A 26445-nucleotide genomic window follows, 5' to 3' on the forward strand; every position below is an offset into this window, starting at 1 on the left:
ACGTATTTCGAAGATCCGAGCGGCCACAATCTCGAGATCATCACGCAGCCGTACGGCAGCGGCGCATAAGGAATCCAGTCGGCTTCCAGGCCGGACCGGGAGAGCGTGTTCGGCAGGATTGGCCTGCGGAGAAGTCGAGGGATTTCTCGGCATTCGCGCGCTGGTCGCCGATCGCACGTTGATCGAGCCCTGGTGTTCTCGCGACAGTCAGCACGCGGACCCTCTGCGGTCATACGCAACATGCCGCCGAATGTCGGTCGTTAAGCCTATTTCGGACAATTGTGAGCAGCCGTTGGTACTCCACCAGTCCGTGTTGGGAACACGTACCTCATCTGGTGGTGAGCCAACTGGACATTCTCGTCGGGACTGAATGTCGATCGTCAATCTCGTGCGCGACACCAAATAGCCCCACAACTGCGATTTGACGCCTCGGGTCGAAGTCATTAACCGTCACCGTACAGACATACCCCGTCAGTCGTGAGAACGTACGGCTACCAACTGTGCGCACCAACGATTTTCGGGCCGTTCTCGCGCGGCAAGCATTTGCGACAGTCGGAGACCGGCGCAACGTAGCACGCCCTTCTAGTGACAGAACGTCAGATGTCGCAAGACTTTTTGCCATTTGGTCGCGACCGACGCGTCGCGCGGCTGATGAAGGGGTATCGAACTTTAGGGAGGGTGTCATGAACAACATCATCTGGCTTGTAGGAGCCGTGGTTATCGTTCTGTTCGTACTCGGCTATTTCGGATTGAGGTAGGGCCTTCGTCGCAGGTGGGAAGCGTGGCCGGCGCGGTCCCATCGCGTGTGGACCAGACTAGGCGAAGACGGGGCCACGACTCACCGCCGGGACGAAGAAACGTCTCGGCCTCGAAGGTGCGCGTCAGTCGCAACTCAGTAAACGACACTGATTCGGGCCGGCGTTCGCATCCTTGGACGCTATCGGACCGTATTTGCATCTGCTGTGGTGCAGCATGAACCGTGGGCTACCGAATCAGGAGAACATGATGAGCGAATTGCATGACTTGAAGCGGGTGTTGTTCGTCGGCCAGGAGCCTGAAACGGTCGACTTCTCGGACCCTGCGCTACCGCCGGGGTTCGACGCGACGAAGATTCATGCCGGGATTTCAGTCGCCATGCAGCAAATGGCGGAGCATGGATGGCGTGCCGATCTTTGCCTGGTGCGACCAGACGAAACCGCCCCCATTGCGCTTGAACGCCAATTAACAACCGCAACTTATGATTGCGTTGTGATTGGCGGCGGGATACGCATTCCGCCAAAGAGCTTGATGCTCTTCGAGGCTCTCGTCAATACCGTGCACAAATGTGCTCCTAATGCGTCCATCGCGTTCAATACGCGACCCGAGGACACTGCGGACGCCGCGGCTCGCTGGTTTAAAAGTGAACAACCGCGGCCGACCGGTTCGCGGAGGTTGCGCAATGCTGTCTCGGAGCGCCAATCGCTCCCACCACCTGGGTAGTCGCGCGTGACGATCAAGTCACTCAGTCAGGTTGGAGGAGCTAGCGTGCACTATGCAAACATCGGGGCGGCGTATAAATCGGCGGGCGGCAACGTGGAGCGCCTCTCTCGCGATGCTATATCAAAGGCGGTCAATGATCCGATATGGATTGTCGACGGTCCAAGTGCCCATGTCGAATGACTGGCCGCGAACTGCCGGAACAGACCTTCAGATTTGCAAATAGCGGCCGTCAAAGTTCGATGAATACCGTCGTCAGACGAGCGCATCAGTCACACTCTGCTCCACCACGATGGGCAAACGGAGAGTGAATTCGCTACCGGCTCCGGGACCTGCACTGACCGCCGACACGGTTCCGCCATGCGACTCCGCCACAGCTTTTACGACGGCAAGACCTATTCCCAAGCCGCCTGCACTCGCTGAGATCGTTCTGCTTGATTGCGCAAAGAGATCAAAAACATGCGGCAGGAGCGCATCCGAAATACCGAGCCCGGTGTCCTTCACTGAGACGATGAGAACTTCCCGGTCTGCCAGCACGTTCACGGCGATGCGACCGTGTTCCGGCGTGTATTTCACGGCGTTATGCAGAAGATTGTTGACCGCCTGAGCGAGACGTATGGGATCGCCTGCAACGCGCAACGTGCTATCCGCGATCTGCACGTCGAGAGTTTGAGCGCGCCCGGCCGCTGCCAGTGCGGCTGCCGCGAGGGGTGCAGCCAGAAAATCGGCGACGTCTACAGAAACCATGCTCATGCGAAGTGCGCCGCGGCCGACCCGGGTTGCGTCCATCAAGTCGTCGGCAAGCCGGGTAATCTGGTGGAGTTGCCTATCGATCATGTCGACCGACCGTAGCACCTCCGGACGATCCGCCGACGCCCTGCGGATGAAATGGCTGGCGAGTTGAATCGGCGTCAACGGTCCGCGAAGTTCGTGCGCCACCATCGCAAGAATTTCGTCCTTGCGCCGTAATGCATCGAAGCGATAGCAGCCAGCTGAAGAGTAATCGGACAAGGAGCCGAACCCGCCCTGTGGGCGTTCCGCAACTCCGTCTGTGACATGCACACGACGCGCGGCGGGCGAGCCAATCGACCAACGGAACAACGATGGATGAGCTGACACAATGGCCTCTGTGTTGCGCCTTTCCGGCCCTGATGTACTTGTAATCTGCAGATTTCCGACGTCAGTACGGGAGACAGCGACATCGGCGATCACTGATACACGCAGATTTATAGGAAGAGCATCCCGCAGTCGGGACGGCAAGTCTGTACGGTAGCGTTCGCGGAAACGGTAAGGACGCCCGCATCGCCGATCCAGGGGCACCGGCACGTCTGCAGCGGCGCCCCGAATACCGACAGAGGCTCGATCCACGCTTGCCCTCGTCAATGGCTGCCCGTTGTGCGTCTGATCGCTGCATCAAAGCGGCTTGAACGCAAGCATCTGCCAAGCCCAACGCGGGCATACGGTGACAGCCCCTGGCGTTTCAGGCGACCGGCTTGCGCCACACGCTGGCTAGCCACGGCTGCCGCTCACGCGGCAAGCCGGCGGGCCGGTAATAGTGCTCAATTTCGACAAAACCCGCGCCCGCCATATATCGGCGCCATGCTTCGAGATCGTGGAAGACGCCGTAGCGGCCGTGGCTCCAGCCTTCCTGATCCGTGCCGCGCGGGTTGGAGCTGAACAGCACTCCGCCGAGCTTCAGTGTCGCGTGCAATTGCCGCAACACGCGCGGCAACGCCTGACTCGGGACATGGAACAGCGCGGCGTTGGCGAAAATGCCGTCAAAGTGCGCCGCCGGCAAATCGAGATGCAGGAAATCCTGCTGCCAGACGTCGCAGCCAGTCGCGTCACGCGCCATTGCAACGAAGCGCTCGGCGCCATCGAGGCCGACCGCGCAATGGCCGAGTGTAGTGAAGGCCTTGAGATCTCGCCCCGGCCCGCAGCCGAAATCCAGGATCGTAAAAGGGGGCTCGACTTCGATATGGTGCAGCAGCGCCGCGATGTTCTGCGTGACGTCGTGGTCGTACGTGCCGTCGCGGAAATCTTCCGCGTGCGCGTCGTAGTACTGCAACGTGACGGCACTGATTTCATCGAGGTCGCGGGGGTCGAGGTCCATGCAGGAAGTATATCTCGGGGCATTTCCCGCACGACTACGTCGTACCTCCGGTGTCATCGGCCGTGGTCGGTTGCGTGCCGAACAGGATGAACAACGCGATTCCGTGTGCGCAACTGATTCCTCTTGGGTTTCCGAGGAACGCGCACGGTATCAGGCGAACGGCTGGAGATGGGCCGTACCTTGCCCATCGTCGTGCGTTCGACCCGTGCGTGCCACGAGCGGCACCACGCGACCCGTTCCCGCCCTTCGACTCAGCGCATCATCGAGGACGGTTTCCAAAGGACAACGGTCATTTGCGCACCGGTGCGTTGCCGTCGATGCACCCATCTCACCAACTGAGTCGTCACCGCCCTGCCGCATCGCAACAGCGAAAACAACTATGCACAGCGCATAGAGGGTGCTCAAGACGCGATGCGTTGACGGCAGGTCGCGCAAGCCATCGCGGCTGGCGACCGTCGCCCAAGCGCCGGCCCCGATGCTGCTTCGAACAACCCCTCGTCGGTAATTGCCGCCATCCTCCTTGTCGTTGCGCTATGGGGGTGCCGTCAAGATTCGGATTCTTGGGTGCATCATTGGACGTCTTGTCAGATGAAACCTGACGCTTATACTTCCAATTGCCTGAAGGTAGTCCGCTGCGCGGTGTACTTGGCTCCGCACGACGGCGTGGTGCCGAGTCCGAGTCGGCCGATTTACGCGTCAAACGCTCGGCGATGCGAAAAACCATAGCAAATATTGTCGGAGACGGGCACATGAGCACAACTATTTCAATCGAAGAGCCGCCCCGCATCATCGGGAATGTGACCAAGGTCTACTCGAGTTTCCTGATCGTTGGTTTCGCGCTCGTTCCCGCCTACCTGATTGCTTATCTGGCTTTCTTTCAGGACCCGAGCCTGAGGTTCGAAAACCACGCGTTCCACGAAATCGCGATCGCCGCGGCGACGCTCGAGGGACTGTTTGTCACCTATGTGACCTGGCGTTGTTATCGGTCGTCGGGTGAACCGCTGTTGCGGTGGCTGACTTTGGGCTTTCTAGGCTTCGTGCTGATCTATGCACTGCACGGCGCGTTCACCGGCATGGCTCACCACAATATCTGGCTGTTCCTGCTCTACGGACCGGCATCGCGTCTGGTGATGTCAGTGCTGCTGCTGGTCGGGCTTCTCTCGTACCACCGCGCGCCGGACGAGGTCGAGCGTCGCTCGAACCCGCGTCCGTGGCTGACGTGGATCGCCGTGTTCGTCCTGATCGACCTGGTCGTGGCACTCATCGCGAACTCGCCGATCGCAGGTAACCTCTGGGTGCGACTGTCGATGGAGGGCGGGGCGCTCATCTTCTCGACACTAAACGTCATCGCGCTGATGCTGCGTCGCATTCGCTCGCCGCTGATGGTGATCTACGGCATCTCGATCACTTCCTTCGCGCTCGCGTCGCTCGCGTTCATTCTCGGTAAGCCCTGGAATCACATGTGGTGGCTGGCGCACACGATCTTCGCCGCCGGCTTTTTCCTGCTGAGTTATGGCGTCGTTCAAGCGTTTCGCACGACGCGGTCCTTTTCGACGATCTACGGCCAGGAAGAACTGATGGCTCGCCTCGCCGAGGCGATGGCACGCACGGAAAGCGCGCTGCAGGAGCTCCAACGCACCAATCACAAGCTCGAACATCTCGCCTCGACCGATCCGCTGACGGGTGCCGCGAACCGGCGCGAGTTTATTCAGCAAGTGGAGGCGGAAATCGCACGTGCCAAGCGAGGCGGTGCGCCGTTTTCGCTGCTGGCGCTGGATCTCGACCACTTCAAATTGATCAACGACAACTACGGCCATCAGGTGGGTGACGAGGTGCTGCAGCGATTCGTGCAGAAATGCCTTGATGCCATTCGCCCCTATGACGGCGTGGCGCGGGTCGGTGGCGAGGAGTTTATGGTGCTGCTGCCCAAAGCCGCGCTAAGCGTGGCCCGTTCGATCGCGGAGCGCGTCCGGGGCGCCGTGGCTACCGAGGAGTTCTATACCGGAACCGGGCGGGCCGTCGCCGTTACCGTCAGTGTTGGCATCTCCGAGTTCGGCCGCGACGGCGACACGATCGACATCCTCCTACGAGTCGCCGATGAGCGACTTTACCAGGCCAAGCACGATGGCCGCAACCGCGTGGTGGCCGGATAGAAGCGTTTAACTATCCACGGTAGCTGTAGCAGCTTGCAATCGGCGGCCATGCTCGCAATCAGCGCAGTTTTCGACTCAGAATAGTTGCAGCTGACATAGTCCGCGCCTGAAGGGCCGGTGTCCGGGGCGCAGCCGACGTTCGACCGTCCGAATGAAAGCACGAGCCAACGACCGCTCCTGGCCGACTACCGCCCCACGCCCTTGGCAGCAGTCGGCCAACATGTGTCGAAACCACCGTATTCAGCGGTGAAGTGGCCGCTCCCTCGCACACAAACGCAAAGCCTCAGCAGTGAATCACCGCCAAGGCCCGCAACTCAACCCCTCACTTATTCACCATCTTCGCCGGCACACTGATCGCCAGCAAACCGCCGAGCACCAAGAATGCCGCCAGCATATACATGCCGGAGTCATTCGCGGCCGTCACCTGTTTGAGCCAGCCCACCGCATACGGACTCAAAAAACCCGCCAGATTGCCGATCGAATTGATCATGGCGATGCCGGCCGCGGCGCCCGTGCCGGCGAGGATCGCCGTCGGCAGACTCCAGAACAGCGGGAGCGTGGTCAGAATGCCCATGGTCGCGAGGGTGAGCGACGCCATCGCCAGCACGGTGTTGTGCGCCCACACCACGGAGAGCACCAGGCCGATCGCGCCCGCGAACGCCGGCAACGCAATATGCCAGCGCCGCTCGCGCTTGCGGTCCGCGCTGCGCGACACGAACACCATCGCCACCACGGCGGCGGCGAACGGAACCGCCGAGAGCAGGCCGATCATGAACGCATCCGTCACGCCGGTCGCCTTGATGATGGTCGGCAGCCAGAAGCTCACGCCGTACAAACCCATCACGAACGAGAAGTACGTGAGGCTCAGCATCAACACGCGGCCGCTCGTGAGCACCTGGCGAATCGGCATGTCGTGCTTGGTGGCTTCTTCGGCGGAGACGTGGCGTTCGAGCAATTGCTGCTCTTCCTTGGTGAGCCACTTCGCTTTCGAGATACGGTCGTCCAGCATGACGAAGACCATGATCCCGACGATCACCGACGGAATCCCTTCGAGCAAAAACAGCCACTGCCAGCCATGCCACCCGTTCACGCCGTTGAAGCTCTTCAGGATATAACCCGACACCGGCCCGCCGATCACACCCGACAGCGCAATCGCCGTCATGAACCACGTGGTCATGCGGCCGCGCCTATGCGACGGATACCAATAGGTGAGATACAGAATGATGCCAGGGAAGAACCCCGCTTCAGCGAGACCGAGCAGGAAGCGCATCACGTAGAACATGGTCGTCGTGGTGACGAACATGGTCAGCATGGAGATCACGCCCCACGACACCATGATCCGCGCGATCCACACGCGTGCGCCGACTTTGTGCAGGATCACATTGCTCGGAATTTCGAAGATGAAATAGCCGAGAAAGAAAATCCCCGCGCCGAAACCGTACACCGCGTCGCTCAGACCGAGGTCGCTGGTCATTTGCAGCTTGGCGAAACCGACGTTGACGCGATCCAGATACGCGACCACGTAACAGAGCATCAACAGCGGCGCGAGCCGCCAGGTGACCTTGCGATAGGTCGCCTCTTCGAAGGTGGAAGGCGGCGCACCCGCGCCGGGATGGTGGAGCGGATTTGCGGGACTAGCCATAGGTGTCTCCTCTTTTCTTGTGGAAATGACGTACCGCCGTCGATCGATTCTATCCGCGCCGGGTGGCTTGCATGACGAATCGATACCGGGGGAAAACACTGACTGCGGCGAGGGCCGCTGCACACGAAACCCTCGCAGACCGGACGCGGCGCGGCGCTACACGCAGCGCCCGCCGTCTACCTCGAGACACACGCCGGTGATGAACTCCGCCTCGTCCGAAGCCAGATAAAGCGCGGCGTTGGCGATGTCCTGCGGCGTCGAGAACCGCCCGAGCGGAATGCCGGCGAGAAAGCGCTGGCGATTTTCCGGCGTATCCTCGACGCCCATGAATTCGGACAGCAGCGCCGTCTCGCCAATCACCGGATTCACGCAGTTCACACGAATGCGGTCCGGACCGAGTTCGACCGCCAGCGACTTGCTCGCGATGATCACCGCGCCCTTGCTGCCGTTGTACCAGACGAGTCCGGGGCGCGGCCGCACGCCGGCCGTGGACGCGATATTGATGAAGCAGCCGCCGCCTTGCTCGCGAAAATACGGCACGAATTCCTGCACGCTCCAGTAGATGCTCTTCACGTTGACCGCATAAACGCGGTCGAATTCGGCCTCCGTCACTTCCAGCACCGGCTTGTTGCGATGCGTGGTGCCCGCGTTGTTGACGACGATCTGCACGCTACCGAAGTCTTCGAGCGCGGCCTCGCGCAGTTTGTGCCAGTCGTCGCGTTGAGTGACGTTGCCCGCCACCGCGATGGCCTTGCCGCCGGCCAGCGCGATTTCGCTTGCCACGCGCTCGGCGGCCGGCCCGTTCAGATCGTTGACCACGACGTTCGCGCCTTCGCGCGCGTAGGTCTTCGCAATGCCTTCGCCGAAACCCGAGCCGCCACCCGTGACGATGGCTGTTTTACCTGTCAACCGCATGATGTCTCCGCTGTTTTGTTGTGGATGGTGATGCGTGTGCCTGACTAACCGTGCTTGATCGCGATGGTCTTGAGCACCGTGAAGCCGTACAGCGCCTCGAAGCCCTTTTCGCGTCCGTGGCCCGAATGCTTGACGCCGCCGAACGGCAATTCGACCCCGCCGCCCGCGCCATAGTTGTTGATGAACACCTGGCCGGAGCGCAGCCGTCGGGCGAGACGCATCTGCCGCGCGCCGTCGCGTGTCCAGATGCCCGCGACCAAACCAAATGGTGTGCCGTTGGCGAGCGCGAGCGCTTCGTCTTCGTCGGCAAAGGACATGGCGGCGAGCACGGGTCCGAACACTTCGTCGCGTGCGAGGCGGTGGCTGGCGGGCACGTCGCGCAGCAGCGTCGGCGCCTGATAGAAGCCGCTTTCGGGCGCTTCGGGAATCACCTCGCCGTGCGCCGCCATGGCGATGCCGTCGTGTTGCGCGTCCGAGAGAAAATCCCACACGCGCCGCTGCTGTTTCGCGCTGATCAGCGGCCCGCAGTCGAGATCGGCATGCGAGGGGCCCACGCGCAAGGCCTGAAACGCGCCGCTCAGCCGGTCGAGCAAGGGTTCGTAAATGGCCCGGTCGATCAGCACACGGCTGCCCGCCGAGCAGGTTTGCCCCGCGTTTTGCACGATCGCCGACACCAGCACGGGCAGCGCTGCGTCGAGGTCCGCGTCAGCGAAAACGATTTGCGGCGACTTGCCGCCGAGTTCCAGCGTGACCGGCACGTGATTCTCGGCGGCCATCTGCGTGACGATCTTGCCGGTTTCCGGCGACCCGGTGAACGAAATGTGATCGATGCCGGGATGACGCGCGAGCGCCGCGCCCGCTTCATGCCCATAGCCGGTGACGATATTCAGCGCGCCGGCAGGCAAACCCGCCTCGGCGGCCAGTTCGGCCACGCGCAACACGGACAGGCAGGCATCCTCGGCCGGCTTGACGACGCAGGCATTGCCGGTTGCAAGCGCCGCGCCCACGCTGCGGCCGAAAATCTGCATGGGGTAATTCCACGGCACGATATGGCCGGTCACGCCGTGCGGCTCGCGGATCGTCAGCACCGTGTAGCCGGTCTGGTAAGGCAGCGTTTCGCCGTGCAGCTTGTCCGCCGCGCCGGCGTAGAACTCGAAATATCGGACGAGGGCGGCCGAATCGGCGCGCGCCTGCTTGAGCGGCTTGCCGGTGTCGCGCGCTTCGAGCAGGGCAAGTTCTTCCTGGCGCGCGGCCACCAGCATGGACAGCCGGTACAGCACGCGGCCGCGTTCGGCGGCACTCGCCTGGCCCCACGCGCCTTCGAAGGCGCGGCGCGCGGCGTGTACGGCGGCGTCGATATCCGCGGCGGTGCCGCGTGCGAGTTGGGTGAAGGGCTGGCCGTCCGAGGGATCGAGCACGGCGATCGTTTCGCCGCCTGAAGCGGCGGACCACTCGCCGCCGATGAAATGTCGAGCTTCTTCCATGCATGCTCCTTGAGGTGTCACGTGAGCCGTGGCGCGGTTACGTGGTGTTCACAAACGAGAGGCACAATCGAGAGACGTCAGATGATTATCGCGCCGATCCAACGAAGGATGCCATCGGCCAATTGGCTATAATGACGTATTCCGCACTGTCCGGCCGCGGCGCCAGTGCTCGAGGCGAGTTTCACGAAGCATGCCGTTCGAGCCAACGCACCGCACGCCGTGTTCCGAATTCCATCCTGATCAGAGAGCGCTCATGAGCTTCAATCACGTCCCCGCAGGCAAAGACCTTCCGCAAGATTTCAACGTCATCATCGAAATCCCGGCGCAAAGCGATCCGGTGAAGTACGAAGCCGATAAGGAAACGGGCCTGCTCCACGTTGACCGTTTCATCAGCACGGGCATGCGCTATCCGGCGAATTACGGCTACATTCCGCAAACGCTGTCGGGCGACGGCGACCCGGTCGACGTGCTGGTCATCACGCCGTTCCCGCTGCTGGCTGGCTCGGTGGTGCGTGCCCGCGCACTCGGCATGCTGCAAATGACCGACGAATCCGGCGTGGACGCGAAGCTGGTCGCCGTCGCGCACGACAAGGTCTGCCCGATGACGGCCGATCTGAAGTCGATCGACGACGTCCCCGCGTACCTGAAGGACCAGATCAAGCACTTCTTCGAGCAATACAAGGCGCTCGAGAAGGGCAAGTGGGTGAAGGTCGAGGGCTGGGCGGGCATCGAAGCCGCGCACAAGGAAATCACGGAAGGCGCGGCGAACTACAAGAAATAAGCTGCGTCACACTGGATTTGCTTGAAAAAAAACCGCGCGAGTCTGCCAAGGCCGCGCGGTTTTTTCATGGCTTGTCGAAACATGAGGCCGTCGCGCGCCGCCTGGCCTTGCATTTGGGCACATAGACGCAGTGCATCGAAAGGATGAACCGAAGCCATTTTTATATCTAGGCGTAAACCCTTATGATTGGCCGCTTGCATGCGTCTGCATGCCGCTGGCTAGCGGCGATCCGCTTACGCGGCGCCAATCCGCGTTTCCTGGGAGCACACCGTCCGGATGCTGAATCGCAAGTCCAACCCGTCGTCTTCATCGCAACGCTGGTCGAACTGGCTGTATGCCGTCGTCAGCGCGATCTACCGCAAGCGGCCGGTATGGATGGTGTCGTTTTCGACCAGCGAGGCCAGTCTGTCGGAAGGCTTGAGGGCGGCCTGCGCCTCGACGGCCATGCTCGCGCTCGGCAATCTGCTGCACGAACCGGCCTTCGCGTGGGCCGCGATCGGCGCGTTCTGGACCTGCCTCGCCGACGCGGCCGGCTCCAACCGCGCGCGCTTTGCATCGATGATGGGCTTCGCCGTGCTGTCCACGCTGTGCGGCGGCCTGACCGCTTACGCTTCCGGAGCCGGGGCTGTGTTCGCCGCGCTCGCGGTACTGGTATTCACGACGCTCGGCGCGTTCGGCAGGATCTGGGGCGCGGCCACGTCGCAGGTGACGATTCTCGCGGCCACCGCATGCGTCGTGATGGTCGACCGGCCGATGCACAGTGTTCGGCAAGGCGTGGCGTTTCTCGGCATCTATCTGGTCGGATGTCTGTTTGCCGTGGCGCTGAGTCTGACGGTCTGGCGCATTCATCCGTTCGGCACGAGCCGCTCGTCGCTGCGCGCCGTGTACCTGCGTCTCGCCGATATCGCGGTGGACAGCGCGCGGCTGCTCGAACGGCGCGCGGCACGCGGCGAATGGGCCACGCATGCCGCGAAATTTCGTGCCGATGCCCGCGCCGCGCTGGAGCGCTCGCGCAAAGTGCTGGCGCGCGTGCCCGCGTCGAGAACGGGCGGCCGCGAAACCTACGACACGCTGCTCGGCTTGCTGACCGACAGCGAAGCGTTGTTCGCGTATCTGATCGCCGTCTCCGGCGCATGTGAACGAGTGCCCGACGACGCATGGCGCGCGAAACGCGCGGCCCGGCTGCTGACGGTCATGGGCGACGTGCTGCGCGGCATCGGCGCGGCCGCCAACGACGCACAGTGGGCGCGGCTCGCCGATTTGCAACTGCGCTTGCGACGTTTTGCGCGGCGGCTCGAAACCGCCTTGATGGAACCCGTGAAGCTGAAGTCCGATTTCGAACTGGTCGATTTCACGCCGGTGCATGCGCAGCCCGAAGGCTGGCGTGACAGCGCCGCGCGGCTCTTCACGCGCATCTGGTCCACGTTCAAGGCCAACCTGTCGGTCGAATCCGTGGGGTTGCGGCACGCGGCCCGCGTCGGCGTGACGACGACCACTGGCTTTCTCGTGATCCGCGCGCTCGGTCTGCCGTTCGGCTACTGGGCCACCATGGCGACGCTGCTGATCCTGCAACCGTCGATTGCCGCGACCTGGCCGCGCAGTATCGAGCGGGCGGCGGGCAGCATCGTCGGCGGCGTGCTGGCGGCGGCTATCGGTTACGCGATTCATTCGCCGCTCGGCATTTCGCTCGCGGTGTTTCCGCTGGTGATGGCGACCATGGCGCTGCGTCCCGTCAGCTATAGCCTCTTCGTGCTGTTCCTCACGCCGACTTTCGTGCTGGTGGCCGACTTCGCGACGCCGGGCGCGAGCGAATTCGCCTATGCGCTCACGCGGCTCGGCAATAACGTGCTCGGCTGCGTGTTGGCGCTGCTGGCCACGTTCTATCTCTGGCCGACACGCGAAAAGATCGACTATCGCGCGTATCTGGGCGAGGCGGTGCGCGCCAATCTCGCCTATCTGAGAGCCGCGCTGGAGTCGCCTCGCCGCAGCGAGAAGGACATGGAGCGCTTGCGCCGCGCCGCGGGTCTGGGCAGCAATAACGCGGAGGAAGCCATCGGCCGGATTCGCCTTGAAAAACTCGAGGACACGATGGTCGACACCGTGACGCTGACGGTGTTGAGTCTGCTGCGAAGAATGGCCGGCACGGCGACGCAACTGCGCCTGAGTACGAACCGGCGCGACATGCACGATGAACTCGGCGCGTGGGTCGCGACCGTGAGCGCGGACATCGACGCCGCGTTGAGTCGAACCTTGCGGCCGGTGCGGATTGCGCTTCCCGCGCGAGATGGGTTGACTTCGTTGGAAGCCGATGCGGTGGGCGAGCTTTCGCTGATGCATCGGCTGCTCAATGAGCGGATGCGCGAGGCGAGGGGATAGCTCGCGGCGGCGCAAAGAAGAAGGACGAAGCCGAAGCGCGTTCAGGACGCGCCGGTTTTTTCCTCAGCTTGCTCTTGTTCGGCAACGGCCTCGGGTTCAGGCAACGGCATCACCGATTCGAGCGTGCGCATGCCCGCTGCAAGCGCACGCTTCTCGGACGGCGACAGCCGCTTGACCCAATACTCCGCGCGCGACGCGCTTGACCGATCCGTCAATTCGAACGACGCCAGCACCTGCACCGGCTTGCGCGAACGCGTATAACGCGCGCCCTCGCCGCTGACGTGCTTGTCGAAGCGCGCCTGCACGTCGACGGCGATGCCGGTGTAGACGCTGCCGTCCGAGCATTCGAGCAGATAGAGAAACCACGCCATGGGTGCGCTTCAGCCTTTGAACGGATTGTGTTCGCGCAGCTCATCCACATACGCGTGGATGCTGTTCTTTTCGTTGTCGAGAAAGTGGCCGACCGCATCGGCGAAAGCGGGGCGCGCGAGCCAGTGCGCCGAGCGCGTCACCGTGGGCAGGAACCCGCGAGCCATCTTGTGCTCGCCTTGGGCGCCGCCTTCGAACGCGCCGAGCTTTTCCTCGATGCAGAATTCGAGCGGCTGGTAGTACGCCGTTTCGAAGTGCAGGCACGGCACGTGTTCGAGCGCGCCCCAATAGCGGCCATATAGCGTGCCGCCGGTTTTTGCGTCGCGCTGATACACCACCAGCGAACTCGCGATCGGCTTGCCTTCGTATTCGGCGATCACAAGTAGCAGATTCTCCGGCATCGACGCGCCGATCATGCGGAAGAAATCGAGGTTCAGATACGGACTCGAAAAGTGCTCGCGGTACGTCTGCCGATAACACTTGCTGAAGAAGCGCCAGTCCGCGTCCTGGATGTCCTCGCCGCGAATCCGGCGCATCGTCACGCCGGCCTCGTGCACTTTGCGACGCTCGGCGCGAATGTTCTTGCGCTTCTTCTGTTCGAGCGTGGAGAGGAAATCGTCGAAGTCGCGATAGCCGTCGTTCAGCCAGTGAAACTGCACGCCTTCGCGTTGCATCATGCCCATGTCGGTGAGCGCATCCGCTTCCGTTTCGGTTGGAAACAACACGTGCAGCGACGATACGTCGGCCTGTTCGGCAAACGCCATCAGCGTCGCGGCCAGGTGCCTGAGCGCATGCGTATCCGCCGACAACAACCGGTTGCCTTGCACCGGCGTGAACGGCACCGCGCACAGCAGCTTCGGGTAATACGGCAAACCGTTGCGCTTGTAGGCGTCGGCCCAGGCCCAGTCGAACACGTACTCGCCGTATGAGTGCCCTTTCAGATACACGGGCGCGGCGGCCACGAGCTTGTCCGTGCGCGGGTCGGTCAGCGTGACGAATTGCGGCGCCCAGCCGCTATCCGCGACCGCGCAACGGGTCGCATGCAGGGCGCTCAAGAACTCATGCCGCAGAAACGGCGTGGGCTGCGACTGCTGCGCGAGAAGGGCATTCCATTCGGCGGCGTCCACCTCGGAGGGCGACGCCAGAATGCCCGTGCGATAATCAAAGCGTTCCTGGTTCAATCTGTGTGACTGTTCCCAATGAGCGGCGCGGCGCTCTGAGCGCCACGCCGTTCGTTTATCCGATTTGTCCATTCCGTCGAGCTAACCAGCCGCGGTACTCGCAAGCCACGTCGGCTTGCCTGTCGATCCTGCCATGAAGACCCGAATCGCTCTTGCTCAAATCAATGTCACCGTCGGCGACTTCGCCGGCAACGTCGCGAAGATCGTCGCTGCCGCGCGTGCCGCGCACAACGATGGTGCGAAGCTGCTAGTCGCGCCTGAACTCGCGCTGTCCGGCTATCCGCCCGAAGATCTGCTGCTGCGTCCCGCGTTCTATGCCGCGAGCGCGGCGGCGCTGGCCGACCTCGCCACGCAACTGAAGCCGTTCGCCGGCCTGCATGTGATCGTCGGCCATCCCCTACGTGACGCGGCGCACGGCCATGGTAATGCAAACGCGCCGATCGAGCGCGGCGTGCCGCCGGTCGATACCTTCAACGCGGCCTCGCTGATCGTCGACGGAGAAGTGCGCGGCACCTATCGCAAGCAGGATTTGCCCAACACCGAGGTGTTCGACGAGAAACGCTACTTCGCGTCGGACCCGCAGCCGTTCGTGTTCGAACTCGATGGCGTGAAGTACGGCGTGGTGATCTGCGAGGACGCGTGGCATGCGTCGGCTGCGCAAATGGCGAAGGCGGCGGGCGCGCAAGTGGTGCTGATTCCGAACGGCTCGCCGTATCACCTGAACAAGGAAGCGGTGCGCTTCGACATTCTGCGCGCGCGGATTCGCGAGACCGGACTGCCGATGGTCTACGTGAACATGGTCGGCGCGCAGGACGAACTGGTGTTCGACGGCGGTTCCTTCGTGCTCGACGCACAAGGCGAACTGGTCGCGAAGATGGCGCAGTTCGAGGAAGCGACCGCGATCGTCGAATTCGAAGACGGCAAGCCATTGCCCGCGGCGATCGCGCCGGAGCTGTCGATCGAGGCTCAGGTTTATGCCGGGCTCGTGATGGGTGTGCGCGACTACATCAACAAGAACGGTTTCCCGGGCGCGCTGATCGGCCTGTCCGGCGGCGTGGATTCGGCGCTGGTGCTGGCCGTCGCGTGCGACGCGCTCGGCGCGGATCGCGTGCGTGCGGTGATGATGCCGTCGCGCTACACGGCGGACATTTCCACCACGGACGCCGCCGAAATGGCACGCCGCGTCGGCGTGCGCTACGACGAAATCGCGATCGCGCCGATGTTCGACGCGTTCCGCGGCTCGCTCGCGGAAGAATTCGCGGGCCGCGCCGAAGACGCCACCGAAGAAAACATTCAGGCGCGCATTCGCGGCACCTTGCTGATGGCCCTCTCGAACAAGTTCGGCTCGATCGTGCTGACCACCGGCAACAAGAGCGAAATGGCGGTGGGCTACTGCACGTTGTACGGCGACATGGCCGGCGGCTTCGCGGTCATCAAGGACATTGCGAAAACGCTCGTCTACCGGCTGTGCCACTACCGCAACCAGGCCACCACCTTCGACAAGCAGGACGTCATTCCCGAACGGATTCTGACGCGCGCGCCGTCGGCGGAACTGCGCGAGAACCAGACCGATCAGGACAGCTTGCCGGAGTACGAAGTCCTCGACGCGATCATGCGCATGTACATGGAAGAGGACCGCTCGCTCGCGGAAATCATCGCGGCGGGCTATGCGGTCGACGACGTCAAACGCGTCACGCGCCTCATCAAGATCAACGAATACAAGCGGCGCCAGGCGCCGATCGGCATTCGCGTCACGCATCGCGCGTTCGGGCGCGACTGGCGTTATCCGATCACGTCGCGCTACACCGAACCGGTGGAGTGAGCCGCGGCGAACGAATGCGGACTAACCCGAAGCACGCGCCGGATTGCCGCAACGCATCCGGCGCGGCGTAGAATAAAAATCATCCATTTCCCTTTCACTCTTCCAGACACGAGACGAGGTCCGCCATGAAGCGCATCACTGCAGTCATCAAACCGTTCAAACTCGACGAAGTGCGCGAGGCGCTTGCTGAAGTGGGCCTCACCGGGCTGACCGTGACCGAGGTCAAAGGCTTTGGTCGGCAAAAAGGCCATACCGAGCTCTATCGTGGTGCAGAGTACGTGGTCGACTTTCTGCCGAAAGTGAAGATCGAAGTGGTGGTGGCGGACAATCAGTGCGACCAGGTGATCGACGCGATCATCGGCGCGGCGCGCACCGGCAAGATCGGCGACGGCAAGATTTTCGTCGCGGACGTCGAGCGCGTGATTCGCATTCGTACCGGCGAAGAAAACGAAGCAGCGGTTTGAAGCAGCTGAGTTCGTTGTCTTAAAGCAGGAATTGAGCGGCGGAATTTGCCCACCGCAGTCAGCTGCACAACATCAGCCATGAATGCACCGCGCCGGTGCGCTCAGGCCGTGGCAGAACCGTGCGCTCAAATAAAAAACGGTGCGATACCCTTTCGGACATCGCACCGATACGCGCCTCTCGCAGCAGCGTGAAAAAGATTCTCTTGAAGAACTCTGGACTACACCCCGAAGGAAGTCCCTTCGGGGAACACCGTTCGATTAGAACGAGTGTTGAATACCTGCGTACACGCCGGTTTGGCTATGGCCCGGCAGCGGGTTGTCCGTGCTGGTTGCCGTACCTGCGTTGTTTGCATTCAGGCCGTAGTTAGCCGTCTTGCTGTTTTGCGTCGTCGCGACCTGGATGTCCAGCAGCGTGCGCTTGGACAGGTTGTACGAGCCGCCGACCGTGTAGATCGTCGCGTTGCCTGCGCCATTGTTGCCGTTCACGTGGTAGACCGCCGCAATCAGCGCCGCAGCCGGCGTTGCTTGCCACGTCACACCGCCCCATTCGTGATCGAGAGTCGTCGGCTGGCCCGGCAGAACGTTCTGTGCACCTGCCGAACGGACAGCCTGGTAAGCAGCCTGAATCTTGAACTGGCCGAGGAACACGTTCACGAGAGCCGAGTATTCACGCGATGCCGCGAATACACCGTTGCCGACGTTGGCCGTATTGACCGCGCTCGGGTTCGGGCCGTACAGCACGCCGTTAGCCGGATTGCGGATTTCGTCGTAAATACCGCGAATCTGGAACAGCGAGGTCGTGTAGGTGACCTGCGCGCCAGCTTCACGACCTTGAGGGGTCGTGCCGTTGCCGTTCCAGCTCGTTGCGTTCGACAGCGCGTATTGACCGTAGAAGTCAAAGCCCGCGATCTTCGGCGACTGGTAAGCGAAGTTGTTGCTCGATTGCGGCCAGTTGCGGCCACGCACCAGCGATGCCGACGACCAGTTCGATTGACCGAACGGGTCGAAGTCCCACACGCCGTTCGAGATGTACAGCATGCGGCCCATCGTGAACGTACCGTACTGGTCGTTCGACAAGCCGACAGTTGCCCAACGATTGAAGAGACCGCCGCCGCCAGGGCCTGCACCCGTCATGGTGTTGAAGGAGCCTTCCAACTGGAACAGGACCTTGTTGCCGCCACCGATGTCCTCAACGCCCTTCAAGCCCCACAGGCTGGTACCCCAGTCGCCGCTTTCCGCGCGCCAACGGTTCGTGCTGCCCGTTGCCGAGCCAGCTGCGTTCGAGCCTTGCGGAACGCCCGTCATGTATTCGATACCGGCGTCAAGGCGGCCGTACAGCGTCACGCTGCTTTGGGCGTGCGCAACAACACCGGCTGTCATCAGCGCAGCGGCGAGCAAAGCTTTCTTCATCTTCTCCTCCATACCCTGTCAAAAAGTGAAACCCAGTACTGCGAATGGTGCTCGGCCGCGATTTGCGCCGAACAGAAATCGGTACCAGGGAGATTAGCGGGTGGATTGGGTCTCCTGCCGTGACGTGTAGCCTTGGGGCTATCTGGTCGCCATGCCGATCCCTCGCCGACCGGTTCTCCTCTGTGCTTTGAAGTGAAACTACTTTTAATGAACTTTGTTTTGCTACTTTGGTTACTAATTTATCAAAAATACCCTGAACTGGGAGAAGAAATTAGTACCTGCCTTGATCGATGTCTCCAAATTGCAATACGAATGTGCGCGACGACCCGTTACAAGACCTTCGAAAAACGCGGAAACCCTTATGCGACAAGGGAATCACGGATCAGCGCGGGCAACGTTAAGGATTGCCACTATTGACGCTTTAAATGCGGCAGAGTATGGCGAAAAGGCGGGAGTTCGAGGCTTGCGGGGAGCGGTTTTCGCGGCCGAAATCGCCGGAATGTGCAGGTGAGCGAAACAAAAAAGGCGCCGGTAAGCGCCTTGTAATGCTACTTTGACTACAACCCAAATAGCGGGTTGATTCGGTTCTGTGTCGAGCTTCTATTTGAGGCTTCCAGAGAGGAACTGCTTGAGCCGGTCGCTCTTCGTGTTCCTGAATACTTCGTCGGGATGGCCTTCTTCTTCCACCCGGCCTTGATGCAGAAACATCACGTGATTCGACACGTTGCGCGCGAAGGCCATTTCATGCGTGACGACGATCATCGTGCGGCCCTCCTCGGCGAGCGTCTGCATGACCTTGAGCACTTCGCCGACCAGTTCGGGGTCGAGCGCGGAAGTCGGCTCATCGAACAGCATCACATCCGGATGCATGGCCAACGCGCGCGCGATCGCCACACGCTGCTGCTGGCCGCCCGACAGATGCGACGGATACTGTTTCTCCAAACGCGGCGCGAGCCCCACCTTTTCCAGATATTCACGCGCGCGGTCTTCGGCTTCCTTGCGCTTCAGACCCAGCACGTTGACGGGCGCCTCGATGATGTTCTCGAGCACATTCATGTGCGACCACAGGTTGAAGTGCTGGAACACCATCGACAGCCTGGTGCGCACGCGCTGCAACTGCTTCGGGTCCGACACGCGCAGCCCGCCGTTCTTGCCGATCTGCGTGCGCACTTCCTCACCGTCGACAAAGATGCGCCCGGCGTTCGGCTGCTCGAGAAAGTTGATACAGCGAAGCATCGTGCTCTTGCCCGAACCGGACGAGCCGATCACGCTGATTACGTCGCCGGCGTTGGCCTTGAGCGACACGCCCTTGAGAACTTCGTTGTCGCCGTACTGTTTGTGAAGCTCGTCGACGAAGAGCTTTTGCTTCTTGGTGGTCATCAGGATCCTTGGGCATGCTTACTTGCTGAGGGCGTGGTGCCCCGGATTACTTGCCTTGCGGCCGCAGGTAAGCGAGCCAGCGGCGCTCGGCGCGGCGGAACAGCCACACGAGCGCGAAAGATATGCACAGATAGAGCAGGGCGGCGATGCCGAACGCATTGAACGACTGATACGTCGCCGAGTTCACATCGCGCGCGATCTTGAGGATGTCCGGCACGGTCGCGGTAAACGCGACGGTGGTGGCGTGCAGCATCAGGATCACTTCATTGCTGTAGTAGGGCAATGCGCGGCGCAGCGCCGACGGCAGAATCACGCGCCGGTACAGCGTGAACGACGACATGCCATACGCGCGTGCCGCTTCGATTTCGCCGTACGGCGTCGCCTTGATCGCGCCGGCGAAAATCTCGGTGGTGTATGCGCAGGTGTTCAGCGTGAAAGCGAGCAGCGTGCAATGCATGCCGTCGCGGAAGAACGCATTGGTGAGTTCGTGATTGCGAATGATCTCGAGACTGTACAAGCCGGTGTAGCACAGCAGCAGTTGCACATACAACGGTGTGCCGCGGAAGATGTACGTATACAGCCACACGAGACGGGAGAGCCACTTCTTCTTCGACACGCGCGCCACCGAGAGCGGAATCGACAGACAGAAGCCGAACCCGATCGACACCACCAGCAGCCACAGCGTGATCGCGACGCCGGTGATGCGATAGCCGTCGGTGTAGAGATAATTGCGCCAGTATTCCTGAATGATCTCGATCATAGATCCGCCTTTCGCACGCCGGTCGAGTAACGCTTTTCGAGGTACATCAGCACGAAGTTGGACACTGTGGTGATGACGAGATAGATCGCCCCTGCGAACAGGGTGAAGAAGAAGAACCGCAGCGTGCCCTTGCCCGCGTCCTGCGAAGCCTTGACCACGTCGGCGAGACCGATGATCGATACCAGCGCGGTGGCCTTCACCATCACCTGCCAGTTGTTGCCGATGCCGGGCAGCGCGAAGCGCATCATCTGCGGGAACATCACGCGGGTGAACACCTGCCAGCCGGTCATGCCGTAAGCGGCGCCGGCTTCGAGCTGGCCGCGCGGCACCGCCAGAAACGCGCCGCGGAAGGTCTCGGTGAAGTACGCGCCGTAAATGAAGCCGAGCACCGCGACGCCGGCCACGAAGGGATCGATGTCGATCTGGTCCCAGCCGAGCAGATCGGTCAGGTTGTTCAGCCAGATCTGGATGCTATAGAAGAGCAGCAGCATCAGCACCAGGTCGGGCACGCCGCGCACGAGCGTGGTGTAGACCGTGCCGACGCCGTAGGAGAAACGGTTTTTCGACAGTTTCGCCGCCGCGCCGAGCAGGCCCAGCACGAAAGCGAACGCCAGCGACAACACCGCCAGTTTGACGGTTTGCCAGGTGCCGTTGAGGAGCAGCGGGCCGTAGCCTTGAAGGAACATAGGGGGTCCTTGACGATGTGTTTGCGACACACCGCGAAAGACGCGGCCAACTCTGCGCCGCGTTTGCCGCGAGCCTGGGGCTCGCTGTGACCTGCGGCGCACAGCGCACCGCTGTGCAAATCATGACTGCATGGCCGTTACCGGTCTTGCAGCGCGCTTTTCGACTCTCGTTGTGAAACTGCGGGTGAATCTACTCTTGAATCTACTGCCGACTGTATTACGAAGCCTCGCGAAAGCCCATGCGGGCGAGCCCCGAGTTTCGTGGGTGCCACGTGTGTTTCCCGGACTCAGTGTCCAGACTCAATGGGCAGGATAGATGTCGAAGTCGAAGTACTGCTTCTCGAGCTTCCTGAACGTGCCGTCCTGGTGAACCTGCGCCAGCGCCCGGTTGAACATCGCCTTGAGCTCGGTGTCGTCCTTGCGCAGGCCGATGGCCGTGCCTTCGCCGATCGTCTTCGGGTCCTTCACTTCCGGGCCCGCCCAGCCGAAGCCTTTGCCGCGCGGCGTCTTCAGGAAACCGGCGTCGGCTTGCACTTCGTCCTGCAACGCGGCGTCCAGACGCCCCGAAGCGAGGTCGGCGTACACCTGATCCTGATTCTGGTAAGGCACCACGGTCACGCCTTTGGGCTCCCACCAGACCTTGGCGTAGGCTTCCTGAGTCGAACCCTGCTCGACGCCGACGCGTTTGCCCTTCAGCGATTCAGCCGTGGGCAGAAGCGGCGAACCTGCCTTGGCAATCATGCGGGCCGGGGCGTCGAACAGCTTGCCGGAGAAGTCGATCTGCTCGCGGCGCTTGTCCGTGATGGTCAGCGACGACACGATCGCGTCGTACTTCTTGCCCTTCAACGCCGGAATGATGCCGTCGAGGTCCTGCTCGACCCACACGCATTTCACGTTCATCTTCGCGCACAGCGCGCGGGTCAGATCGGCGTCGAAGCCGACCACCTGGCCGTTGGGTGCCTTGGATTCGAACGGCGGATAGCTGGCGTCCACCCCGATTCGCACGGTTTTCCACTCTTTCGCCATCGCGCCGGTGGCCATGACCGCGAGCGCCACGCAGAGTGCGAACTTCTTCATGTTTCTCCTGGGTCAAACTGATCGTCGTGGTGCTTCGATCTCGACGACCGCCGGCTCGTGGCCGGCCGTCGCTATTCTAGGCGGTCAAAATTGTCGCGCCGCTCGGGGTTGCTGCTTCGGAGCGGGGCGCGTGCATTCGATGCATCGAGGGAGTCCGGCGCGGGTCTGAAACCGGCTGCCAACCCATCGCGGCTCGCCATGTCGGGCTCGCCGGTACGCCTTTGGCGCCCACGCAATCTCGAAAAGCGCGGTATTTTACCCGAACAGGGACGGGGCGCCAGTCCGGGACGCCGGCGGCGGCAAACCGGCGTGCGCGGACGTTGTGCGGGCGCGACGCTGTTGCGTTCTTTCCAGACCGTACGGGGCCGGTCGCGCTTGCGGCGAATGCGCGACTCATGTGCAGTGCGTTTGTCGTACCTATGCCGAGGTCGGAATCGCAGCCGCGGTCTTGCATGCGCGGCCGGACCAGCGCCGGACGCGCCAACGCCCGATTGCACGGATTTATGGAACGATCCGGTGCACCCGCGCCGATTGTTTAGTGCAGGCCATGCCCATACGTTCTGTGCATCGCTATTTACTCACCAGGAGTACTTCCATGTTCGAGATTCGCCGCTCCGAAGAGCGCGGTCACGCCAACCACGGCTGGCTCGACTCGTATCACAGCTTCTCGTTTGCCGACTATCGCGATCCCCAGCACGTGCATTTCGGCCCGCTGCGGGTCATCAACGAAGACCGTATCGCCGGCGGCGAGGGCTTCGGCACGCACGGCCATCGCGACATGGAAATCGTCACGTATGTGCTCGAAGGCGCGCTGGCCCACCGCGACAGCATGGGCAACGGCTCGACGATCCGTCCCGGCGACGTGCAGCGCATGAGCGCCGGCACCGGCGTGCAGCACAGCGAGTTCAACGCGTCGCAGGACGAATCCGCGCACCTGCTGCAGATCTGGGTGATTCCGCAGCGTGCGGGCGATCAGCCGAGCTACGAGGAAAAGCGCTTCGACGCCGCCGACAAGCGCGGCCGCCTGCGCGTGGTCGCGTCGCCCGACGGCCGCGACGGCTCGGTGACGATTCATGCTGATGCGTCGATTTACGCGGCGTTGATCGACGGCGAAGAAACGGCGACGTTCGCGCTGCCCAAAGGACGCCTGGCGTATGTGCACGTGGCGCGCGGCGCGCTGACGGTAAACGGCAAGGTGCTCCGTGCGGGCGACGCCGCCAAGCTCAGCGACACGGACACGGTGACGCTGGAGAAGGGCGAGAACGCCGAAGTGCTGCTGTTCGATTTGGGGCAACTGAACGGCTAAGTCGTGATCGTTCGGTTGCGCTTCCACTGAAGAAATAGTTGAAGTCGCAACGAGCGAGCGTCGCGCACGCATCGCGCCGCTCCGCACCGCGTAGTCAAAAAAACGCCACGGAAGTCCAACCTCCGTGGCGTTTTTGCATCCAGCAACGCAGACGGCCGCGCAGGCCGCCTGTGCATCTACACCGGGCCGCTTACTGATTGGCCGCCGGCGCCGATGCCGCGCCCTTGCGATGCTCCCAGCGCTCGTGCATCTTTTCATGACGCGACTCCATCTTCGCAAAGCGCTGCTTGAGCGCCGTGCTGACGGTAGTCTTCTGCTGGTCGTTCAGGCCGTTGTAGAACTTGAGCCAGGCATCCGAGGTTTGCTGACGCAGTTGCGCGTCTTTCTGCTCGACCTGCTGGTGCGCGGCCGCCATGGCGTTCAGATCCAGGATCGGCTGTTGCTGCGCGGCCTTGAACTGGTTCTTGATCTGCTCATGATTGGCGCGCATGGCCTCGTGGTTCTGCTTCATGGTGTCGAGCGCGGCTTGCCACTGCTTTTCCTGATCCGCGTTCAGCTTCAACTGATCATGGAGTTGCGTCAATTGCTTCATGAAGTGGCCGTGCCAGCCGCCGGGGCCGCCGTGTTCGGCGGGTTGTGCGGCATAGGCAGCGCCCGCGCCAATGGCGAGAGCAGTGGCGGCAACGGCGAGAACGCGCGACATCTTTTTGGTAGACATGTGAGACTCCCTGTAATGGAATAGCCGACGATGCAACCGGTTAAAGTGGACGGCGTGCATTCGGTAAGAGACAGCGTAGAGAACTGCGCAGCTCGCTGTGTTACGTGGCAGGATGCGGCTGTTACGGGGGATTACGCACACCTTTCACCGTAACACCCGGTAACCCTTGGGGCCGGTTTGAAATCGAAAACCCATCCTGCTGCGCGTTAAACTTCATCCCATGGCTACTCAAATACTTGTTGTCGACGACGACGTCGAATTGCGCGATCTGCTCCGCGACTATCTGGCCCGCCAGGGCATCGAGGTTTCGGTGCTGCACGACGCGGGCTCGCTCGAGCGCCGGCTCGAACGCGAGCGCCCGGATCTGATCGTGCTCGACCTGATGATGCCGGGCGTCGACGGGCTCACGGCGCTGCGTAAGCTGCGCGCGTCGGGCGACGATATCCCCGTGATCATGCTCACGGCGCGGGCGGACGACGTCGACCGCATCGTCGGTCTGGAGCTCGGCGCGGACGACTACCTCGGTAAGCCGTTCAATCCGCGCGAGTTGCTGGCACGCGTGCAGGCGGTGCTGCGGCGCCGCCGCACGCTGCCGTCGGCGGCGGCGCCGGAGCAGCGCGAGCCGTTCAACTTTGGCCGCTTCACGCTGGACTTCCAGTCGCGCACGCTGCATCTGGAAGACAAGCCGCTCACGTTGTCGGGCAGCGAATTCGCGTTGCTGAAGATTTTCGTCAATCACCCCATGCGCACGCTCACGCGCGAGCGCCTGCTCGAACTGCTGCACGGTCCGGAATACGACGGCACCGACCGCGGCATCGACGTGCAGGTTTGGCGTCTGCGGCGCATTCTAGAAACCGACCCGTCCACGCCGCGCTTCATTCAAACAGTGCGCGGCCGCGGCTACGTGTTCGTGCCCGACGGCGAACAGCATGCGCCGGCCCATTGATTCGCTGTTCGGGCGGCTGGCGCTGCTAGTCGTCGCGGTGCTGCTGCTGTCGCATTTCGCGTGGTACGCGCTCATGCGCCTCGAGCGCAGTCAACTGCAAACGCGCTACGCGGTCGAGGAAGCGACCTTCCTCGTCGACGCGGTGCGTCAGCACGTCGCCCGAACGCCGGATCAGCCGTTGCCGTCGCGCGTCAAACTGGTCGACCCGGCGAGCCCTGAAGTGCCGCCGGAGGCTGCGGATATGCCGCCGCCGCTCGAACGTTTCATCGAAGACGTGCGTGACCGCATGCCGTCCGGCACGCAGGTGCGCGTCGGTTTGCCGGGCCGTCCGCCCACGCTGTGGGTGCGTGCCACCTCCGACCGCAGCTGGATCGTCGTGCCGGTGCAGCCGTTGCGTACGCCGCGCTCGCTCGACCGCACGGTGCTGTGGCTTGCCATTATTTTCTCGTTCGCGGTCATGGCGGCGCTGTTCGCCGCGTGGGCGCTGCAGCAACCATTGCGCTCGCTCGCCCAGGCGGTGGCGCGCTTCGGCCGCGGCTTGCCGGTGCCGCCGGTGCCGGAGCGCGGGCCGCGCGAGTTGCGTCAGCTCACGCACGGATTCAACCAGATGGTCCAGGAAGTGGCGCGCACGGAAAACGACCGTGCCGTGATGCTGGCGGGTGTGGCGCACGATCTGAAAACGCCGCTCGCGCGTTTGCGGCTGCGCGCCGAAATGATGGACGAAGTGAAGATGCGCGACGGCGTGGTGCGCGACGTCGATTCCATGACGCACATCGTCGAACAGTTTCTGGTGTTCGCTCATGACGGCGCCGATCGCAGCGAGGCAGTCGAAGTGGACGCGCAGTGCGAGCGGGTGGTGCGCAGCTATCGCGCGGTGGCCTCCGGTGCGTCCACCGTGCAGACCGAACTCAACGCGGGGCCGGCGTTCCTGTTGCCCGCCGCCACGCTCGACCGGATTCTGTCGAACCTGCTCGACAACGCGCATGCATACGGTGCGCCGCCGATCGTCGTCGCCACAGCGCGTACCTCGCAAGGCTTCACCTTGTCGGTGAGCGACAGCGGCAGCGGGATCGCGGCTCAGGATCTGATCAACGCCAGCCGGCCTTTCGTGCGGCTCGATCCGGCGCGCGGCGGCAACGGTCATAGCGGCCTCGGGCTCGCCATTGTCGAACGGCTGGTGCGGCGTGCGGGCGGGGAGTGGGAGATCGGCAACCACGGCGGCCGTGGTTTGCGAGTCTTGATGAGCTTTCCGTTCGACGTGTTGCCGCGCGTCGCGGCGGCTTCGGAGAGTGCCTGGAGTTAATAGGTGCACGGAGCGGGCTTCGGCAGTCTGTGCCGCGTCTCGGGATCCAAACGCAAGGTTCGGAAGACGCGGCCAGCAGCCGG

At 62.5% G+C, this 26445-nt stretch carries 22 protein-coding genes; 9 read left to right on the top strand and 13 right to left on the bottom strand.

The features are described 5' to 3' along the window. The first annotated feature begins 1002 nt into the window (after positions 1-1002). Positions 1003-1479 (top strand): hypothetical protein, encoded by a 477-nt coding sequence (locus PQR42_RS40755; protein WP_408385528.1) that lies wholly within the window; start codon positions 1003-1005, stop codon positions 1477-1479. Between the two features lie 252 nt (positions 1480-1731). Here the strand turns inward: PQR42_RS40755 and PQR42_RS40760 are convergent, their stop codons facing one another. Beyond that, positions 1732-2487, bottom strand: coding sequence for a sensor histidine kinase (locus PQR42_RS40760; protein ID WP_408210100.1), 756 nt, complete (start codon positions 2485-2487; stop codon positions 1732-1734). Between the two features lie 469 nt (positions 2488-2956). Next, complete coding sequence (locus PQR42_RS40765) at positions 2957-3589, bottom strand: class I SAM-dependent methyltransferase (RefSeq protein WP_408210103.1); 633 nt, start codon at positions 3587-3589, stop codon at positions 2957-2959. Positions 3590-4338: 749 nt separating this feature from the next. Here PQR42_RS40765 and PQR42_RS40770 point away from each other — a divergent pair. Next, positions 4339-5742, top strand: a complete 1404-nt coding sequence (locus tag PQR42_RS40770; RefSeq protein WP_408385530.1) for a GGDEF domain-containing protein — start codon at positions 4339-4341, stop codon at positions 5740-5742. Between the two features lie 322 nt (positions 5743-6064). Here the strand turns inward: PQR42_RS40770 and PQR42_RS40775 are convergent, their stop codons facing one another. The 3 genes from PQR42_RS40775 to PQR42_RS40785 all read right to left on the bottom strand — a co-directional run bounded on the left by PQR42_RS40775 (position 6065) and on the right by PQR42_RS40785 (position 9783). Then, positions 6065-7384, bottom strand: a complete 1320-nt coding sequence (locus tag PQR42_RS40775) for an MFS transporter (RefSeq protein WP_408385532.1) — start codon at positions 7382-7384, stop codon at positions 6065-6067. A 156-nt stretch (positions 7385-7540) separates the two neighbouring features. Then, on the bottom strand, positions 7541-8299 hold the full coding sequence (locus PQR42_RS40780) for an SDR family oxidoreductase (RefSeq protein ID WP_408210107.1): 759 nt from the start codon (positions 8297-8299) through the stop codon (positions 7541-7543). A gap of 44 nt (positions 8300-8343) precedes the next feature. Then, positions 8344-9783, bottom strand: a complete 1440-nt coding sequence (locus PQR42_RS40785) for an aldehyde dehydrogenase family protein (protein WP_408385534.1) — start codon at positions 9781-9783, stop codon at positions 8344-8346. A 253-nt stretch (positions 9784-10036) separates the two neighbouring features. Between PQR42_RS40785 and ppa the strand changes: the two genes are divergently transcribed. Next, positions 10037-10564 (top strand): inorganic diphosphatase, encoded by a 528-nt coding sequence (ppa, locus tag PQR42_RS40790; RefSeq protein ID WP_408210113.1) that lies wholly within the window; start codon positions 10037-10039, stop codon positions 10562-10564. Between the two features lie 276 nt (positions 10565-10840). After that, positions 10841-12940 carry an FUSC family protein gene (locus tag PQR42_RS40795; protein ID WP_408385536.1) on the top strand — a complete coding sequence of 700 codons (2100 nt, stop codon included), beginning with the start codon at positions 10841-10843 and terminating at the stop codon, positions 12938-12940. A 41-nt stretch (positions 12941-12981) separates the two neighbouring features. On the opposite strand, the gene PQR42_RS40800 is transcribed toward PQR42_RS40795, so the two are convergent. Both PQR42_RS40800 and PQR42_RS40805 read right to left on the bottom strand, forming a co-directional pair. After that, entirely contained in the window at positions 12982-13311 is a 330-nt protein-coding gene (locus PQR42_RS40800; protein ID WP_408385538.1) for a GIY-YIG nuclease family protein, read from the bottom strand. Between the two features lie 9 nt (positions 13312-13320). Further along, positions 13321-14490 (bottom strand): GNAT family N-acetyltransferase, encoded by a 1170-nt coding sequence (locus PQR42_RS40805; RefSeq protein ID WP_408385540.1) that lies wholly within the window; start codon positions 14488-14490, stop codon positions 13321-13323. Between the two features lie 133 nt (positions 14491-14623). Here PQR42_RS40805 and PQR42_RS40810 point away from each other — a divergent pair, with 133 nt between their 5' ends. Next, a complete protein-coding gene (locus tag PQR42_RS40810; protein ID WP_408385542.1) occupies positions 14624-16312 on the top strand; it encodes an NAD+ synthase in 1689 nt (562 codons plus the stop codon). A 125-nt stretch (positions 16313-16437) separates the two neighbouring features. Beyond that, positions 16438-16776 (top strand): P-II family nitrogen regulator, encoded by a 339-nt coding sequence (gene glnK, locus PQR42_RS40815; RefSeq protein WP_006048444.1) that lies wholly within the window; start codon positions 16438-16440, stop codon positions 16774-16776. 258 nt (positions 16777-17034) lie between these two features. Here glnK and PQR42_RS40820 read toward each other — a convergent pair whose 3' ends face one another. From PQR42_RS40820 to PQR42_RS40840, 5 genes are all read right to left on the bottom strand, one after another. Continuing rightward, the gene (locus PQR42_RS40820; RefSeq protein ID WP_408210126.1) at positions 17035-18186 is read right to left on the bottom strand and encodes a porin; all 1152 of its coding nucleotides are present in this window, start codon (positions 18184-18186) and stop codon (positions 17035-17037) included. Between the two features lie 600 nt (positions 18187-18786). Further along, complete coding sequence (locus PQR42_RS40825) at positions 18787-19566, bottom strand: ABC transporter ATP-binding protein (protein ID WP_408385543.1); 780 nt, start codon at positions 19564-19566, stop codon at positions 18787-18789. A gap of 46 nt (positions 19567-19612) precedes the next feature. Further along, on the bottom strand, positions 19613-20326 hold the full coding sequence (locus PQR42_RS40830; protein WP_408210130.1) for an ABC transporter permease: 714 nt from the start codon (positions 20324-20326) through the stop codon (positions 19613-19615). Next, complete coding sequence (locus PQR42_RS40835) at positions 20323-21012, bottom strand: ABC transporter permease (RefSeq protein ID WP_012432163.1); 690 nt, start codon at positions 21010-21012, stop codon at positions 20323-20325. Before PQR42_RS40835 ends, PQR42_RS40830 begins: the two co-directional genes overlap by 4 nt. 300 nt (positions 21013-21312) lie before the next feature. Then, a complete protein-coding gene (locus PQR42_RS40840) occupies positions 21313-22089 on the bottom strand; it encodes an ABC transporter substrate-binding protein (protein WP_408385545.1) in 777 nt (258 codons plus the stop codon). A 595-nt stretch (positions 22090-22684) separates the two neighbouring features. Between PQR42_RS40840 and PQR42_RS40845 the strand changes: the two genes are divergently transcribed. Next, positions 22685-23395, top strand: coding sequence for a pirin family protein (locus tag PQR42_RS40845; RefSeq protein WP_408385547.1), 711 nt, complete (start codon positions 22685-22687; stop codon positions 23393-23395). A 190-nt stretch (positions 23396-23585) separates the two neighbouring features. Here PQR42_RS40845 and PQR42_RS40850 read toward each other — a convergent pair whose 3' ends face one another. Then, positions 23586-24113, bottom strand: a complete 528-nt coding sequence (locus PQR42_RS40850) for a Spy/CpxP family protein refolding chaperone (protein ID WP_007175816.1) — start codon at positions 24111-24113, stop codon at positions 23586-23588. 220 nt (positions 24114-24333) lie between these two features. Between PQR42_RS40850 and PQR42_RS40855 the strand changes: the two genes are divergently transcribed. Then, complete coding sequence (locus tag PQR42_RS40855; RefSeq protein ID WP_012432166.1) at positions 24334-25059, top strand: response regulator; 726 nt, start codon at positions 24334-24336, stop codon at positions 25057-25059. Further along, complete coding sequence (locus PQR42_RS40860; protein ID WP_408210142.1) at positions 25043-26362, top strand: ATP-binding protein; 1320 nt, start codon at positions 25043-25045, stop codon at positions 26360-26362. Before PQR42_RS40855 ends, PQR42_RS40860 begins: the two co-directional genes overlap by 17 nt. The last annotated feature ends 83 nt before the right edge of the window (positions 26363-26445 follow it).

The organism is Paraburkholderia sediminicola (assembly GCF_046027355.1).
Taxonomy (GTDB): Bacteria; Pseudomonadota; Gammaproteobacteria; order Burkholderiales; family Burkholderiaceae; genus Paraburkholderia; species Paraburkholderia sediminicola_B.